Origin of the sequence: Lysobacter terrestris, assembly GCF_014489475.1 — a bacterium.
Classification (GTDB): Bacteria; Pseudomonadota; Gammaproteobacteria; order Xanthomonadales; family Xanthomonadaceae; genus Agrilutibacter; species Agrilutibacter terrestris.
In genome coordinates this window covers 2,144,616-2,160,545 of the sequence record NZ_CP060820.1, presented here as the reverse complement: position 1 = coordinate 2,160,545, position 15,930 = coordinate 2,144,616, and the positions used below count along the sequence as shown (strand labels likewise).

The window sequence follows — 15,930 nt, the reverse complement described above, 5'->3', positions numbered from 1 at the left end:
GCGGCCACGCGCGCGGCAGTGGCGGTGCGGCGCTTTGAGCCCGCCGCGGGCGGGCGCACAATGCCCCTTCATGCACTGGCCAGCTTCAGCCTGTATCATGCGCGGCCATCTTTTCATCCCCATGAAGGGATATTCCTAAAGGAAGCCTCGATGTCCACCAGCTACCTCTTCACCTCCGAATCCGTCTCCGAAGGCCATCCGGACAAGATCGCCGACCAGATCTCCGACGCCGTCCTCGACGCGATCCTCGCGCAGGACAAGCGCGCGCGCGTGGCCTGCGAAACGATGGTGAAGACCGGCGCCGCGATCGTCGCCGGCGAAGTCACCACCTCGGCGTGGGTCGACATCGAAGCGCTGGCACGCAAGGTCATCAACGACATCGGCTACGACAACTCCGACGTCGGCTTCGACGGCCACACCTGCGCGATCATCAACATGCTCGGCAAGCAGTCGCCCGACATCAACCAGGGCGTCGACCGCAAGAAGCCGGAAGAACAGGGCGCGGGCGACCAGGGCCTGATGTTCGGCTACGCCTGCGTGGAAGCCCCGGAATTCATGCCGGCGCCGCTGTACTACAGCCACCGCCTGGTCGAACAGCAGGCCAAGGTGCGCAAGAACGGCAAGCTCAAGTGGCTGCGTCCGGACGCGAAGTCGCAGGTCACCCTGCGCTACGACGGCAACAGCATCCTCGGCCTCGACGCCGTCGTGCTGTCGACGCAGCACGATCCGGACATCAAGCAGAAGGACCTGATCGAAGCCGTGCGTTCGGAAATCCTCGTGCCGGTGCTGCCGAAGAAGTGGCTCGACGCGCTGCCGAAGAACAAGGTGCACATCAACCCGACCGGCAAGTTCGTGATCGGTGGTCCGGTGGGCGACTGCGGCCTGACCGGCCGCAAGATCATCGTCGACAGCTACGGCGGCATGGCCCGTCACGGTGGCGGCGCGTTCTCGGGCAAGGATCCGTCGAAGGTCGACCGTTCCGCGGCCTACGCGGCGCGCTACGTCGCCAAGAACATCGTCGCTGCCGGCCTGGCCGACAAGTGCGAAGTGCAGGTCTCGTACGCGATCGGCGTCGCCGAGCCGACCTCGATCTCGGTCACCACCTTCGGCACCGGCAAGATCAGCGACGACAAGATCGAGAAGCTGATCCGCAAGCACTTCGACCTGCGCCCGTACGGCATCACCAAGATGCTCGACCTGGAGCACCCGATCTACCAGCCGACCGCCAGCTACGGCCACTTCGGCCGCAAGCCGAAGGAAATCAGCTACACCGACGGTGCCGGCAAGAAGCACAAGGCGACGGCCTTCTCGTGGGAGAAGACGGATCGCGCCGACGCGTTGCGCAAGGATGCCGGGCTGAAGAAGTAAGCCCGGCTTCGCAATCGAAAAGGAGTACGAAGCGGGCCGCGTAGCGGCCCGTTTTCGTTGCCGCTCCCGAACCGGTTTCCTACGCTGAATGGCCCTTTTCGGGCCCGCGCCCGCGGCCATCGCGGGGCGCGACGCGGTAGAATTCCACCCTGCCCCGCCGAGGGGCGCTGCGACTGCGGTGAATCACCCGCGGCCAGGCTCGGCGAGGTTCCAAACGCAACAACGGCGCCCGTTAATGCAAGTCCAGCCAAACGGACTTCCAAACAACGGAGCTGCACATGAACGCCGTACCGAAGACCTTCTCCACCGAAGGCGACTACAAGGTTGCCGACATATCGCTGGCCGATTGGGGCCGCAAGGAAATCGACATCGCCGAGCAGGAAATGCCGGGCCTGATGTCGATCCGCCGCAAGTACGCCGCTGGCAAGCCGCTCAAGGGCGTGCGCGTCACCGGCTCGCTGCACATGACCATCCAGACCGCGGTGCTGATCGAGACGCTGCGCGATCTCGGCGCCGACGTGCGCTGGGCCTCGTGCAACATCTTCTCGACCCAGGACCACGCCGCCGCCGCGATCGCCAAGTCGGGCACGCCGGTGTTCGCGTGGAAGGGCGAATCGCTGGAGGAATACTGGGACTGCACGCTCGACGCGCTGACCTTCCCGGGCAACAAGGGTCCGGAACTCGTCGTCGACGACGGCGGCGACGTCACCCTGCTGATCCACAAGGGCTTCGAGCTCGAGAACGGTTCCGACTGGGTCAACACCCCGTCGTCGAACCACGAGGAGCAGGTGATCAAGAACCTGCTCAAGCGCGTCCATGCCGAGCGTCCGGGCTTCTTCGCCGGCGTGGTCAAGGACTGGAAGGGCGTGTCGGAAGAGACCACCACCGGCGTGCACCGCCTGTACCAGCTCGCCGAACAGGGCAAGCTGCTGGTGCCGGCGATCAACGTCAACGACTCGGTCACCAAGTCGAAGTTCGACAACCTGTACGGCTGCCGCGAATCGCTGGCCGACGGCCTCAAGCGCGCGATGGACGTGATGCTCGCCGGCAAGGTCGCCGTCGTGTGCGGCTATGGCGACGTCGGCAAGGGTTCGGCGCACTCGCTGCGTGCCTACGGCGCGCGCGTGGTGGTCACCGAGATCGACCCGATCAACGCCCTGCAGGCCGCGATGGAAGGCTTCGAGGTCAACACGGTCGAGTCGACGCTGGGCCGTGGCGACATCTACGTCACCACCACCGGCAACAAGGACGTGCTGACGCTGTCGCACATGTCGCAGATGAAGGACCAGGCGATCGTCTGCAACATCGGCCACTTCGACAACGAGATCCAGGTCGATGCGCTGAACGCCTCGGGCGCGAAGAAGCTCAACATCAAGCCGCAGGTCGACAAGTACACCTTCGCCAACGGCAACAGCATCTTCCTGCTGGCCGAAGGCCGCCTGGTGAACCTGGGCTGCGCCACCGGCCACCCGAGCTTCGTGATGTCCAACTCGTTCTCCAACCAGACGCTTGCGCAGCTGGACCTGTGGGCGAACAAGGACAACTACGAAGTCGGCGTCTACATCCTGCCGAAGAAGCTGGACGAGGAAGTCGCGCGCCTGCACCTGGAGAAGATCGGCGTGAAGCTGACCACGCTGACCCAGGACCAGGCCGATTACCTCGGCGTGGCCGTGGAAGGCCCGTACAAGCCGGATCACTACCGCTACTGATCGCCATCACGCGGCAGGCCGTACGGAAAACGGGCGCTTCGGCGCCCGTTTTTCTTTGTGCACGACGGCGCCTGCCAGCCCACCTCCGACGTCATCCCTCACCTGATTGGACGCCGGGCGAACGGCCGGTCGCGCTACCTATCGGATCGTTATTTCCTATCATCGCGATGAAGCGATAGACTTCCGGAAAACCCGATCCACGGCCCGCCGCATGCCCCTCCCCGCCCTCAGCTTCGAGTTCTATCCGCCCAAGACCGACGAACAGCGCGCGCAGCTGGACAAGACCGCCGCGCGGCTCAAGTCGCTCAAGCCGGACTACGTCTCGTGCACCTTCGGCGCGGGCGGCTCGACCCTGTCGTACACCCCGGAAACGATCGAGCGCCTGCACGCGCACCACGGCCTCGACGCCGCGCCGCACCTGTCCTGCGTCGGCGGCACACGCGCCGAACTGGGCGAGCTGCTGTTGCGCTACAAGGCCATGGGCTGCCGGCGCATCGTCGCCCTGCGCGGCGACCTGCCGTCGGGCATGGGCCGCGCCGGCGATTTCCGCTACGCCTCCGACCTGGTCGAATTCATCCGCACCGAATACAACGGCTTCTTCCACATCGAAGTCGCGGCGTATCCGGAGTGCCATCCGCAGGCCGACGATGCGCTTGCCGACCTGCGCAACTTCAAGCGCAAGGTGGAAGCCGGCGCGAACGGCGCGATCACCCAGTACTTCTACAACGCCGACGCGTATTTCCGCTTCGTCGACGATGCGCGCCGGCTCGGCATCGACGTGCCGATCGTCCCGGGCATCATGCCGATCTCCAATTTCACCCAGCTGCGCCGTTTCTCCGAAGCCTGCGGCGCGGAGATCCCGCGCTGGATCGGCAAGCGCATGCAGGCCTTCGGCGACGACGTCGACAGCGTGCGCGAATTCGCCTCGGATTTCGTCGCCAGCCTGTGCCAGCGGCTGATCGACGGCGGTGCCCCCGGCCTGCACTTCTACACGCTCAATCTGTCCAAGCCGACGCTCGGCGTGCTCGCGCGGCTGGAGTGAGGTTGCGCGCGGCGACGATCACTGCATTTGCACGTCGCTGAACCTCCGTCGTCGAACAGCACAGGTTCAGGCTGAATCGGCGGCTTCATACGCGTCGTTGACCCGGCGCCATGGAAGATCGCGGCGTGCCCCAGACGCCGCGTGTCGTGAAAACACTTGCCCTTGCCTTGCTGCCGGTTCTCGCCCTGTCCGCCTTCGGCGTGGCGCATTCGCGCGATGTGGGCGCGCCCGCTGATTCGATCATCCAGCGCTGCGAAACGACCGACGGCAACGCCGTCTACACCGACAAGCCCTGTGCGTTGTTCCAGGCGCAACCGACGCGTCTTTCCGATGACCTCGCCATTCGCCTGGCCCTGGCGGCGGCAGAAAGCCGCTCCGATGCCACCGCAATGGGCGCCTACGCGGATGCCGGCGCGTCCTTGCAGGTTGTCGTGCCCGGCCGCCGTTCGGCAGCAGCCGGTTGCGCGCGCTCTCCCGACCAGCTTTCGCGCGACCTGGTCGGCGCCTTCGCGCTGCACGACGTCAATCGCGTTGCCGAGAGCTACCACTGGGCCGGCATGAACCAGCGCCAGGCTCTGCCGGTGATGAAGCAACTCGAGCGGTTGTCGACGCAACCGCTGAGCGACGCGCGCTTCCTCGCCGCCTGGATCGGCTCCGGCGAAGACGCGGCGCATGCGATGCCGCGCGACGCGGGCCTGATGCAACTGGTGTTCGCCGACCACAGCGGGCGCATCGTCGACTTCAACGTGCGTCGCTACGCCGGCTGCTACTTCATCGCGGCTTGACCGGCGTGCGGTTCTGGGCGGCACCGCACTATCCGCACCGGATCGGCGGCGCTAGGCTGCCGCCATGCCGCTCCGTCCCCTCCTTCCCCTGCTGCTGTTCTGCGCACTGCTGTCGCTGTGGCCGCGGCCTGCGCAGGCGGACGTGCGGCGCTGCGTGACCGCGAGCGGGCAGACCATCTTCACCGACCGCAAGTGCACCGAAGTCGATGCCGTCGAGCGCCTGCCGCGCGACGACGCGCCCGCTGCCGCGCGGGTGCGGCGCGCCGGCGGCTGCGCGCGCACGCTGCAGGACCTCGTCTTCGAGATGACCAGCGCCATCGACGCGCGCGATGCCAACCGCCTGGCCGGCGTGTACCACTGGCCCGGCACGTCGGCCGACGCGGGGTACCGGATCTGGATGCGCCTGGATGCGATCGCGAGCCGGCCGCTGGTCGACATCGTCCCGGTGATGCCGGCCAGCAATCCGGCACCGGAAACTACAACCGCCGACAGCGACGATGCGGATGGCGTCGCCACGTCCGCGCCGCCCGCGCAGGCCGACGGCGACCTGTATCCGCAGACCACGGTGCGGCGCAATCCGGTTGCGCTGCGCGTCGAGCAGACCGTCGGCAACAGCGCCACGCCTTCGCGCACGGTGTTCGGCCTGACGCACTACTTCGGCTGCTGGTGGCTGCGCTTCTGAGCGTCGAAGGTTTCGTCGCACACGTCGCGGCGTGATCCCGCGCCTCGGCGCCACCGTGCGGCGTGCCCGCGCAACATACCCCGCAGTACGCTCCAACGCTGCTGCATCGCGGCGTGCGACCCCTTCGCTTCCTTTGCCAGACTCGCCGCGAACGATCCACGTTCCTGCGACCGGGCCATCGCAGCCACACAACAGGAGCTGCAATGAACCGATCGCTTCCCCTCGTGGCCGGCGCTGCCAGCCTGCTCATTGCCGGCGTCGCCGGTGCTGCCGGCAAGCCGCTGTTCGTGGCCGGCAATGGCCAGGCCGATGCGCGCAACACTCGCGCCCTCGAGCAGCTGCTCGCCAATCCCAGCACGCGCGACATCAAGCTGGTCAACGTCGATGCCGGCGCCAGCGATGGCGCACAGATCGAACTGACCGTCGGCGGCCGCGCGATCACCGCCAACCGCTCCCGCAGCGAACGCACGGGCAGCGGCAGCGACGTGTGGTACGGCCACGTGCAGCACGCGCGCAGCACCGGTTATGCGCCGCGCGAAACCGGCGCCGATCCGCTCAACGATATCGTGCTGGTCCGTCGCGGCAACCAGATCACTGGCAACGTCCGCGTGGATGGCCAGCTGTATCGCATCCGTCCGCTGCCGAGCGGCGCGACCGCGGTCGTCGAAGTCGACGAAAGCCGCATGCCCGCCGACCACCCCGAAGACGCCTACCGCGCCATCTTCGAGCAGGCCGTGCGCGACAGGACCAACGTGACCGCCAAGGGCAAGCCCTGTCGCACCAACTGCGGTGGCGGCGGCACGCCGGTGGAACCGGGCCCGACCCAGACCATCCGCGTGATGGTCGTCGCCACCAACGATGCGATCGCGGCTTACGGCGGCGACATGCAGGCACTGACCGAACTGGCCGTCGCCGAGTCCAACCAGGGCTACGTCAACTCCAACATCGGCATCAACATGGTGCTGGCCAACTACTCGACCACGACCTACGGCACCGTCGGCATGAGCACCGACCTGTCGCGCTTCCGCGGCACCAGCGACGGCTACATGGACAACGTGCACGCCGTGCGCGACGCCAACGCCGCCGACGTGATGGTGCTGGTGGGGAACGACGCCTCGGCCTGCGGCCTGGCGTCGGGCATCGGCTCCACCGCCGCGACCGCGTTCGCCACGGCGTACTGGGACTGCATCACCGGCTACTACAGCTTCGCCCACGAGATCGGCCACCTGCAGTCCGCGCGCCACGACCCCACCAACGATCCCACCAACACGCCCTACGCCTACGGCCACGGCTACCAGGCCCCGGGCAGCGCCTGGCGCACGATCATGGCCTACAACTGCGCCGGCGCCGGCTGCCCGCGCCTGAACTACTGGTCCAACCCGTCGGTCACCTACGGTGGCGTACCGATGGGCAGCTACGACAAGAGCCACAACCAGCGCGTGCTGGTGGAGACCAAGGCGACCGTCGCCGGCTACCGCTGAGCAGCGGCTTTTGAACAGCACTCCCAGTCGGGACAAGGAAGGCCGCGCGGGCAACCGCGCGGCCTTTTCCGTTCGTGTGCGGCAGCCCCGGGCGCTAAACTAGCGGTCTTTCCCCCGCGAGAACCGGCATGGCCACGCAATACCCCGAATGGATCTGGCACAACGGCGAGATCAAGCGCTGGGCCGAGGCGACCACGCACGTGATGGCGCACGTCGTGCACTACGGCTCGTCCGTCTTCGAGGGCATCCGCAGCTACCAGACGCCGAACGGCCCGGTGATCTTCCGCCTCACCGACCACAACAAGCGCCTGTACGCGTCGGCCAAGATCTACGACATGGCGATCCCGTATTCGCTGGACGAGATCAACGCCGCCTGCCGTGAAGTGATCAAGGCCAACGACAACACCACCGACTACCTGCGCCCGGTCGCCTACCGCGGCCTGGGCGGTTTCGGCCTGTCCGCCGACACGCCGACCGACGTCGCCGTCGCCACCTGGAAGATGGGCCAGTACCTCGGCGCCAGCGTGGTCGAACAGGGCATCGACGCCTGCGTGTCGAGCTGGCAGCGCTTCGCCCCCAACACCCTGCCCGCGGGCGCCAAGGCCGGCGGCAACTACCTGTCGGGCCAGCTGGTCGCACGCGAGGCGCGCCGCCTCGGCTTCGGCGAAGGCATCGCGCTGGCGTCCACCGGCCTGCTCAGCGAAGGCGCCGGCGAGAACCTGTTCCTCGTCTTCGATGGCGCGCTGCACACCTCGCCGGTGAGCGCGGCCCTGCTCAATGGCCTGACCCGCAACAGCATCATCACCCTCGCCCGCGACAACGGCATCGAAGTCGTCGAGCGCGACCTGCCGCGCGAATACCTGTACCTGTGCGACGAGCTGTTCATGTGCGGCACCGCGGCGGAAATCACCCCGATCCGCTCGGTCGACGGCCGCCAGGTCGGCACCGGCAAGCCGGGTGCAGTGACGCGCCGCATCCAGGAGCTGTTCTTCGGCCTGTTCGACGGCAAGACCCCGGACAAGTACGGCTGGCTCGAGCCGCTGTAAGCAGCCGCGCTTCACTGGCACAGGAAAAAGCCGGGGATTCCCCGGCTTTTTTGATTTCAGCGATATGTGCGCATCGCGATCAGGCGCAATCGAACGCCGCCTGCAGGCGCTCGCGCCGCCCTTCGACCCGACGCGCCAGCGCGTACACCAGCAGCCCGCCGACCGCCGTCGCCGCGCCGACGTAACCCGTCGCAGTCCAGCCCCAGCCCGCGGTGATCGCCATGCCACCGAGCCACGGCCCCAGCGCGTTGGCCGCGTTGAACGCGGAATGGTTGGAAGCGGCGGCGAGGGTCTGCGCGCTGCCCGCCACGTCGATCAGGTGCGCCTGCAAGACGGACGCGAGCGCGCCCATCGTGCCGACCGCGATCACCGCCGGGATCAGGCTGTAGATCGAGCGCGCCGCCAGCGGGAACGCCAGCAGCACCAGCGTCGACCACACCAGCAACAGCGCGGCGCCGCGGAAACCGAAGCGGTCGAACACCTTGCCGCCGAGCAGGTTGCCGAGCAGCCCGCCGACGCCGAACGCGGCCAGCGCGAACGGCGTCCACGCCTCGGGCGTGCCGGTGACGTGGATCATCGTCGGCGCGAGGTAGCTGAAGACGCAGAACATGCCGGCAAAACCAATTGCGCCGATGCCCAGGGTCAGCCACACCGGCGCGGTGTTGAAGTCGCGCAGCTCGCGCAGCGGATCCGCGCGCGGCTCGGCGGGATCGACAGGCAGCGTGCGCGCCACCATCGCCACGGTGAGCAGCGCCAGCGCCGCGACCACGCCGAACGCGTAACGCCACGACAGCGACTGGCCGAGCCAGGTCACCAGCGGATTGCCGACCAGCAGCGCGATCGCCAGGCCCAGCAGCGGCCGGCTCACGGCGACGCCGCGCTGCTCCGGCGGGCTCACCGACGCGGCCACCAGCGCCGCCACGCCGAAGTACGCGCCGTGCGGCAGCCCGGCAATGAAGCGGAACAGCAGCAGCGAGGCGTAGCCGGGCGCCAACGCGCTGGCCAGGTTGCCGAGCGCGTAGAACGCCATCAGCGCCAGCAGCAGCGGCCGCCGGCGCAGGCGCGCGCCGAGCAGCGCGAGCAGCGGCGCGCCGACCACCACCCCCAGCGCATAGGCGCTGATCGCGTGGCCGACCTGGGGTTCGTTCACCGCCAGGTCGCGCGCCATGTCCGGCATCAGCCCCATCGCGGCGAACTCGCTGGTGCCGATGGCGAAGCCGCCCAGGGCCAGGGCGAACAGGATCGCCCGCACCGCGTCCGGAGCGGGCGTGCGCGCGACGGTGGCCGGTGCGGCCGGGGCGAGGGAATCCGCCATGAGGGGTCCGGTGCGGGGGGATGACTCCATATTGTGCAATGCAACAAGCGCCGCCAACCGGCCCAATGCACCGCTGCGTGCCATCCACGGCCCTGCAAACGATTTCCGCGCACGGGGTGGCCCGATCCGGCAAAGCCGCGACGCGGGGTCGGCTCGACGCGGTCGCGGCGGTGGACACCAGCGCCGGCTAAACGCCGCGGGACCGTCCTGTCCGACCGCCGGGCGCGGTTGCGCGAATGCCCCTAGGCCAGGCTGGCGTCGCGGCCGAAGGTGAGGATCGCGACCACGCCGCGGGTGCCGCCGGGCAGCACGCGCACGTCCCAGCCGTAGAGGTCGCACAGCCGGCGCACGATCGACAGGCCGATGCCCCCGCCCTGCGAGTGGCCCGCGTGCGTGCCGCGGTAACCGCGCTCGAACAGCTTGGCCGCGTCTTCCGCACTCAGCCCCGGGCCGGAGTCGATCACCTCCACCGCCTTGGGATGCATGCGCACCACCACCTCGCCCTGCGTCGTGTACTTCACCGCATTGCCGATGAGATTGCCCAGGGCCACCGAGACCGCGGCCTCGGGCGCATCGACCACCAGCCCGCGCTGGCCTTCCAGCATCAGCGCCAACGGCTTGCCGCCCAGCTGCGCGCGGTGGATGTCGAGCAGCTGCTCGACGACCTTGCCGACATCGGTCGCGCCGTGGCCGCGCTCGTTGCGCGAGAGCAGCAGCAGCGCGCTGATCAGGTCGGTGCACTGCTGTTCGGCGCGCTGGATGCGCTGCAGGCGCGCGCGGGTCTTCTCGTCCATCTCCGGGCGCGACAGCAGCAACTCCACCGCGCCCCGGATCACCGCCAGCGGCGTGCGCAGCTCGTGGCTCACGTCGGCGTTGAATTCGCGGTCGCGCTGGACGACGTGGGTCAGTCGGTCGGCGTAGTCGTCGAGCGCTTCGGCGAGCTGCCCCACTTCGTCGTCGGGGAAGTGCGCGGCGAGCGCCTCGGGCTCGGAGCTGCTGCCCGACTGCTGCAGCCGGTTGGCCAGTTCGACCACCGGGCTCATCACGCGCGACGCGGCCCACAGGCCCACCACCAGCGAGAGCAGGGTGAAGACGACCACGGAAAGGTAGATCGCGCGGTTGAAGCGCTCCTCGCCGCGCATGGTCTGGGTCATGTCGTAGGCGAGGAAGAACCAGGCCTGCGGCGTCTTGCGCACGGCGAGCTTGTAGCTGAGCGGGTGGCCCTGCTCGTCGGTGCCGACGATGCCGTGGATGCCGTCGGGCAAGCCATACCACTCGGGCCGGTTGAGGCGCACCGAGTCGAACTTGTCCGGCGTATAGACGAAGGCTCGGATCTGGTCGACCGCGAACTGCGGGTTTTCCGGGTCGCGCGCGAACTGCTCGGCGTACGCGCTGATGTTGCGGTTCATCACGTCCTCGACCAGCGCGTTCTCCACGCGGGAGCGCGTCCAGTTGGTCGCGTACGCGAACAACGCCGTCAGGCCAAACCCCAGCAGTACGAACGCGAGGATGATGCGGCTGCGCAGCTGCCGCCGATAACGCGGCTTCGGCTTGCGCGCGGCGACGGGAGCGGACTCGTTGCCCATGTCAGGCAAGGCCCGCCCGCGCGCACCGCGCGCGGCTTGCCGGCGATGCCCCGGCCACGGATTCCGCGATCACGTCCCCTGCGCTCCTCGCGAGCCCGCGTCAGCCGTTCTCGGGCGCGGCGATGCGATAGCCGATGCCGTGGCGGGTCTGGATCAGCGGCGTGTCGAACGGCTTGTCCACCACCGCGCGCAGGCCGTGGATGTGCACGCGCAGCGAATCCGAATCCGGCAGCTCCTCGCCCCAGACGCGCGTTTCCAGTTCCTGGCGCGTCACCACCGCCGGCGAGGCCTCCATCAGCGCCTGCAGGATCTTCAGCGCGGTGGGATTGAGCTGCAGCAGCTTGCCCTGGCGGCGCACTTCCAGCGTATCGAGGTTGTATTCGAGGTCGGCGGTGTTGAGCACGCGCGTCTGCACGCCGCGGCCGCGCCGCGCCAGCGCATTCAGGCGCACCTCGACTTCCTGCAGCGCGAACGGCTTGATCAGGTAGTCGTCGGCGCCGGAATCGAAACCGGCGAGCTTGTTGTCCAGCGAATCGCGCGCGGTCAGCACCAGCACCGGGGTCTGTTTGCGCGCCTCGTTGCGCAGCTTGCGACAGACCTCTAGGCCGTCGAGGCCCGGCAGGTTGAGATCCAGCACGATCGCATCGAATTCGTGCACGACCGCCAGATGCAGGCCGGTGATGCCGTCGGCGGCGAAGTCCACGGTGTGGCCGCGGTCCTCGAGGAAGTCGCCGAGGTTGGCTGCGATGTCCTGATTGTCTTCGATGACGAGGATGCGCATGTGTCGGTCCGTATACAGGTAGGGCTTCGACCGTGCAGTCGTCGCCGGGTTCCGGTAGCGATCGCGATGCGACCGGAGCGTCTGGCGTGAAATTAACAAATCCCGTTTAACAAATCTGGGTGAAACGATCCCCGACTGCCGGTTTTGCGCGCTCGCGGGCGGCGATGCGCCCATCGCGATCACGAAAAAAAGAAAACCCGGATGCGGGGCCGCCGCATCCGGGTCAAAAAGGGTGTTGCCCCGATTACCGTCATCCTGCGACCGACTGTTGACGAGGAAGCAGCGGGATTCCGGTGTGCTCAGGCTACGCCTGCCGGAACTAAAAGTCCGTTAAAAGGGGCATGTAAAATTTCGTTATTTGACCCGGCCGGCATTCGCGCCGCGCCAGCATTTAACAATTAAGCGATTGATTGCTAAAAGTAATTTCCGACGGCCATTTTTTCAGCGAGGGACCGCCCTGCCCCGGTCGGGCGGGTCCGGGGGCGCCGCGAGCGGCCGCCCACGAACTCGATCACCGCCCCGGCCACGTCCACCCCGCTGGCCTCCTCGATGCCCTCCAGGCCCGGCGACGCATTCACTTCGAGCACCAGCGGTCCGCGCTTGGAGCGGATCAGGTCGACACCGGCGACGCCGAGACCGAGCGCACGCGCGGCACGTATCGCCACCTCCTGCTCGACCGCGCTCGCGCGCACGCCCTTGGCGGTGCCGCCCCGGTGCAGGTTGGAACGGAAGTCGCCCTTCGGCGCCTGCCGCTTCATTGCCGCCACCACCGCGTCGCCGACCACGAAGCAGCGCAGGTCCGCGCCCTTGGCCTCGGCGACGAACTCCTGCACCAGGAAGTTGGCGTAGAGACCGCGCAAGGCCTCGATGACGCTGCGCGAGGCGGACGGCTTCTCGGTCAGCATCACGCCCGCGCCCTGGGTGCCTTCGTTCAACTTGATGACGTGCGGCGGCGGCCCGAGCATCGCCAGCAGGTCGTGGGTGTCGTCGGGGTTGTCGCCGAACACCGTCGCCGGCAGGCCGATGCCCTGCGCCGCGAGCAGCTGGTGGCAACGCAGCTTGTCGCGCGCCTTGAGGATCGCGTCGGAGGGATTGGGCGTGTAGGTGCCCATCAGTTCGAACTGGCGCAGCACCGCGGTGCCGTAACGGGTGACCGACGCGCCGATGCGCGGCACGACCGCGTCGTAATCGGCGAGGGCACGGCCCTTGTAATGCATGGCGAAGCCGTCGCTGGCGATGCGCATGTAGCAGCGCAGCGGATCGAGCACGCGCACGCTGTGGCCGCGCTCACGGGCGGCCTCGACCAGGCGCCGGGTGGAATACAGCTTGCTGTTGCGCGACAGGATCGCGAGTTTCATAGGGGCCTGGAATCGCTGGCCGGAAGCCGGTTGAACAGGGGAATCGCCGCGACATCGCTGGCCCGGGCAACCGGGGCGCCGTGGTGCGCCAGCTTGCGGCGCCCGTGCAGGTAGGAGCGCGCCGGATCGACGGTGAACAGGTCCGCCATCGCGGTGCGGCCCAGCAGCATCGGGAACAGCATGCGCTGCCGATCTGTCAGGTTTATTTCGATCTCGCGCTCCACGCCAGCCAGCTGCAGCGTCGTGCGCAGGAAGATGCGCCGGGTGCGGTGGCCGCCGGAATCGATGACGTCGCGTTCATCGAACACCGGCGCGACCGCCTGCACCAGCGCCTCGCCATGGCCGTCGTTGCTGAGCTGGAACCCGACCCACGGCACGCCGCGCTCGATGAAGCGCCAGCAGCGATCGACATGCAGCGCCGAACTGCGTGCGCCGCTGTCGATCTTGCAACGCACCGCAGGCAGGCCGAGCCGCGGCAGGCTGGCCCATTCGCGCCAACCCAACGCGATGCGACCGTCGTTTCCTTGGGCAACCTGATGCGCCACGACGAGATCCCGGAAAAGAAAAAACGGCAGTCACTCTGACGCGACTGCCGTTACGGTTTTGTTGCTTGCGGACCGCTGGCGAATCGCCGTTCCGGAAGCATTGAAGTTGGAGCGGGTGATGGGAATCGAACCCACGCTATCGGCTTGGGAAGCCGAAGTTCTACCATTGAACTACACCCGCCTGGCGGCAGAGTCTATGCCCCGCCTCGCCGGCTTGGCAACGCGGACGCCGCAAAAAGCGAAGGGCCCCGCGGGGCCCTTCGCATGTCGCGCGTACCGCTATCGTCAGAAGTTCGAACCGATGGTTGCGAACAGCGTCGCGTGGTTGGCGCCCTTCTGCCCGGCGGTGACGCTGGTGCCGATGTTGGCGTCGAGCCCGAACAGCTTGGTGCGCGCTCCGAAGGTCAGCGTGCTGTAGTCCTGGTCGAACTGCACGCCCGGCACCGCGTACGGCGCGGTGCCCGGCATCGACTGCAGCTGTGCGAACGCTTCTTCCGGCGCATCCTCGAACTCGCGGTCGGCGGTCAGGCGCGCGTACGGCTGGAGGTGGTCGTTGATGACGTAGCTCGCCTGCCAGCCCACGCTGCCGATCAGCGAATCGAAGCTCTGGTCGGGATAGGCCAGCGCGGTGGAGAGATCCGCGCCGTCTTCGGCGTAGCCGTCGACGTCGATGCGCTGCGCAAGCACGCTCAGCACCGGACCATGGCGCAGCGCGCCTTCACCGAACTCCCAGCCGGCGCTCACGCCACCGGTCAGGTTCTCGCCGTCGGCCGAACCGCTGTGCTTGCGCACCGCCGGACCGAGGACCACTTCGCGGTCGACGTCGAAGTCGACCTGGCTCCAGCTCAGCTGCGCATTGACCCAGCCGCCGCCCTCGCCGTACCAGCCGGCGAAACCGCCGAGGGTGAGGTCGGTCTGGTCGAAGCTGCCCTTGCGCTGGCCGAAATCCATGCCCTGGCGGCCGTAGCCGGCGAACGCGCCGTAGACGAAGTTGCCGCTGTTCCAGTCCACGCCGAACGTCAGCGTGGGACCGGCGCCGTCGTAGACATCGCCGTCGCCGTAACGCTGGAAGTCGCCACGCACGTCGCTCCACCACTTCATGCCATCGGCCTGCGGCGCGCTGGCGTGGGCGGCGACGCGTTCGGCGCGCGAACGGCCGACCATGGAGGCGGAGTTCGGCAGCAGCGCGACCTGGCCTGGCGCCTCGAGTACCGAGACCGCGTACTGGGCGAGGATCGCGTGCGCTTCGCTGCTCGGGTGCACACCGTCGGCGAAGGCACGACCGCTGCCCACGCTCACGCAGGTCAGCGAGGTGCCGGCGCAGGCCGGAATCGTGGCGCTGTTGAAGCCATAGGTCGCCGGAGCGGCGCTGATTTCGCGCAGCAGGTGGAAGGTGTCGAGCGGGATCACGCGCAGGTTCTGCTGCGCGAGCCCACCGAACAGGGTCTGGTTGTAGCCGTTGACCAGCGCGGTGATGCCCGCCGAACCGGCCGCACCCTGCGACAGGCCGAACGGGGTCAGGCCGACGTCCGGCATGGTCGGCACCAGGATGTAGCGCGCGCCCGCCACGGTCAGCGTGTTGACCAGGCCGACCTGGGTCTGCGCGGAGCCAAGGAACTGCTGGGTGGTGATCGCGCCATTGAGCGCGAAGAACAGGTCGTTCGCGCCGCCCCACACCGTGTAGAGCGCGTTCGGGTCGGCCCTGCCGCCGTTGCGGGCGAGATACGCGGTCACCTGCGTGCCCAGCGAGGGCGCGAACTGCGTCGGCACCGACGGCGGGAAGCCGGGACCCGGCTTGACCGTCGCGCCACCCGCGGCGTAGTTGCTGCCGGTATCGGCCACGATGCCGGTATTGGTCAGGCCCCATGCCGGTGCGGCGTTGGTGCCGTAGTAGTTGGCGAGGTATTCCGCCCAGACCAGGCCCGGATTGGTGGTGAAGCGGCCCACGGTGGCGGCGCTGGGACCGGCGTTCTGCACCAGGAACGGCCGGTAGAAACCGGAGTCGGTGAGGCTGTCGCCGAAAAACACGGTCTGCGTGAACGGACCGGCAAAAGCGGGCGCCGTAGCCAGCGCCAGGGCGGCGGCAAGCAGGCGGCGGGCAGGCTTCTTCATCATCTCTCTCCCTAAATGAGTCCGAATTTCTTATTGGTCTGGATTGGTTTGCACGCGGCTTGACGTACGCGGCCGCATGGCGACGCATCGAAGCATGCCGTGACGCGGCGCACAAGCCGC

Annotated in this window: 12 protein-coding genes, 1 tRNA gene, 1 pseudogene and 1 riboswitch; of the genes and pseudogenes, 7 read left to right on the top strand and 7 right to left on the bottom strand. The window is 68.0% G+C overall.

From position 1 onward, the window contains the following. Positions 1-150: 150 nt before the first annotated feature. The 7 genes from metK (at position 151) to H8B22_RS09865 (ending at position 8,113) form a co-directional block, all read left to right on the top strand. Positions 151-1,368 (top strand): methionine adenosyltransferase, encoded by a 1,218-nt coding sequence (gene metK / locus H8B22_RS09895; protein ID WP_187711265.1) that lies wholly within the window; start codon positions 151-153, stop codon positions 1,366-1,368. 153 nt (positions 1,369-1,521) lie between these two features. Continuing rightward, a riboswitch (S-adenosyl-L-homocysteine riboswitch) is annotated at positions 1,522-1,606 on the top strand. A gap of 40 nt (positions 1,607-1,646) precedes the next feature. Beyond that, on the top strand, positions 1,647-3,077 hold the full coding sequence (ahcY, locus tag H8B22_RS09890; RefSeq protein WP_187711264.1) for an adenosylhomocysteinase: 1,431 nt from the start codon (positions 1,647-1,649) through the stop codon (positions 3,075-3,077). A 211-nt stretch (positions 3,078-3,288) separates the two neighbouring features. Next, entirely contained in the window at positions 3,289-4,119 is an 831-nt protein-coding gene (gene metF / locus H8B22_RS09885) for a methylenetetrahydrofolate reductase [NAD(P)H] (RefSeq protein WP_187711263.1), read from the top strand. A gap of 146 nt (positions 4,120-4,265) precedes the next feature. After that, positions 4,266-4,904 carry a hypothetical protein gene (locus H8B22_RS09880; RefSeq protein ID WP_187711262.1) on the top strand — a complete coding sequence of 213 codons (639 nt, stop codon included), beginning with the start codon at positions 4,266-4,268 and terminating at the stop codon, positions 4,902-4,904. A 64-nt stretch (positions 4,905-4,968) separates the two neighbouring features. After that, a complete protein-coding gene (locus H8B22_RS09875; RefSeq protein WP_187711261.1) occupies positions 4,969-5,586 on the top strand; it encodes a DUF4124 domain-containing protein in 618 nt (205 codons plus the stop codon). Between the two features lie 203 nt (positions 5,587-5,789). After that, positions 5,790-7,067, top strand: coding sequence for a M12 family metallo-peptidase (locus H8B22_RS09870; protein ID WP_187711260.1), 1,278 nt, complete (start codon positions 5,790-5,792; stop codon positions 7,065-7,067). A 128-nt stretch (positions 7,068-7,195) separates the two neighbouring features. Continuing rightward, positions 7,196-8,113, top strand: coding sequence for a branched-chain amino acid transaminase (locus H8B22_RS09865; RefSeq protein ID WP_187711259.1), 918 nt, complete (start codon positions 7,196-7,198; stop codon positions 8,111-8,113). 79 nt (positions 8,114-8,192) lie between these two features. Here the strand turns inward: H8B22_RS09865 and H8B22_RS09860 are convergent, their stop codons facing one another. The 7 genes and pseudogenes from H8B22_RS09860 to H8B22_RS09830 all read right to left on the bottom strand — a co-directional run bounded on the left by H8B22_RS09860 (position 8,193) and on the right by H8B22_RS09830 (position 15,813). Next, the gene (locus H8B22_RS09860) at positions 8,193-9,428 is read right to left on the bottom strand and encodes an MFS transporter (RefSeq protein WP_187711258.1); all 1,236 of its coding nucleotides are present in this window, start codon (positions 9,426-9,428) and stop codon (positions 8,193-8,195) included. A gap of 242 nt (positions 9,429-9,670) precedes the next feature. After that, a complete protein-coding gene (locus H8B22_RS09855; RefSeq protein ID WP_407060808.1) occupies positions 9,671-11,014 on the bottom strand; it encodes a sensor histidine kinase in 1,344 nt (447 codons plus the stop codon). 100 nt (positions 11,015-11,114) lie between these two features. Beyond that, entirely contained in the window at positions 11,115-11,795 is a 681-nt protein-coding gene (locus H8B22_RS09850; protein ID WP_187711256.1) for a response regulator transcription factor, read from the bottom strand. A gap of 506 nt (positions 11,796-12,301) precedes the next feature. Next, positions 12,302-13,153 (bottom strand): annotated as a pseudogene (gene rimK, locus H8B22_RS09845) (30S ribosomal protein S6--L-glutamate ligase); the annotation flags it as partial. Beyond that, on the bottom strand, positions 13,150-13,698 hold the full coding sequence (locus H8B22_RS09840) for an ATP-dependent zinc protease family protein (RefSeq protein ID WP_225876182.1): 549 nt from the start codon (positions 13,696-13,698) through the stop codon (positions 13,150-13,152). The gene H8B22_RS09840 and the pseudogene rimK, both read right to left, overlap by 4 nt. 107 nt (positions 13,699-13,805) lie before the next feature. Further along, positions 13,806-13,879: transfer RNA gene (locus H8B22_RS09835), tRNA-Gly, on the bottom strand. A gap of 104 nt (positions 13,880-13,983) precedes the next feature. Continuing rightward, entirely contained in the window at positions 13,984-15,813 is a 1,830-nt protein-coding gene (locus H8B22_RS09830; protein ID WP_187711254.1) for an autotransporter domain-containing protein, read from the bottom strand. Positions 15,814-15,930: the final 117 nt, after the last annotated feature.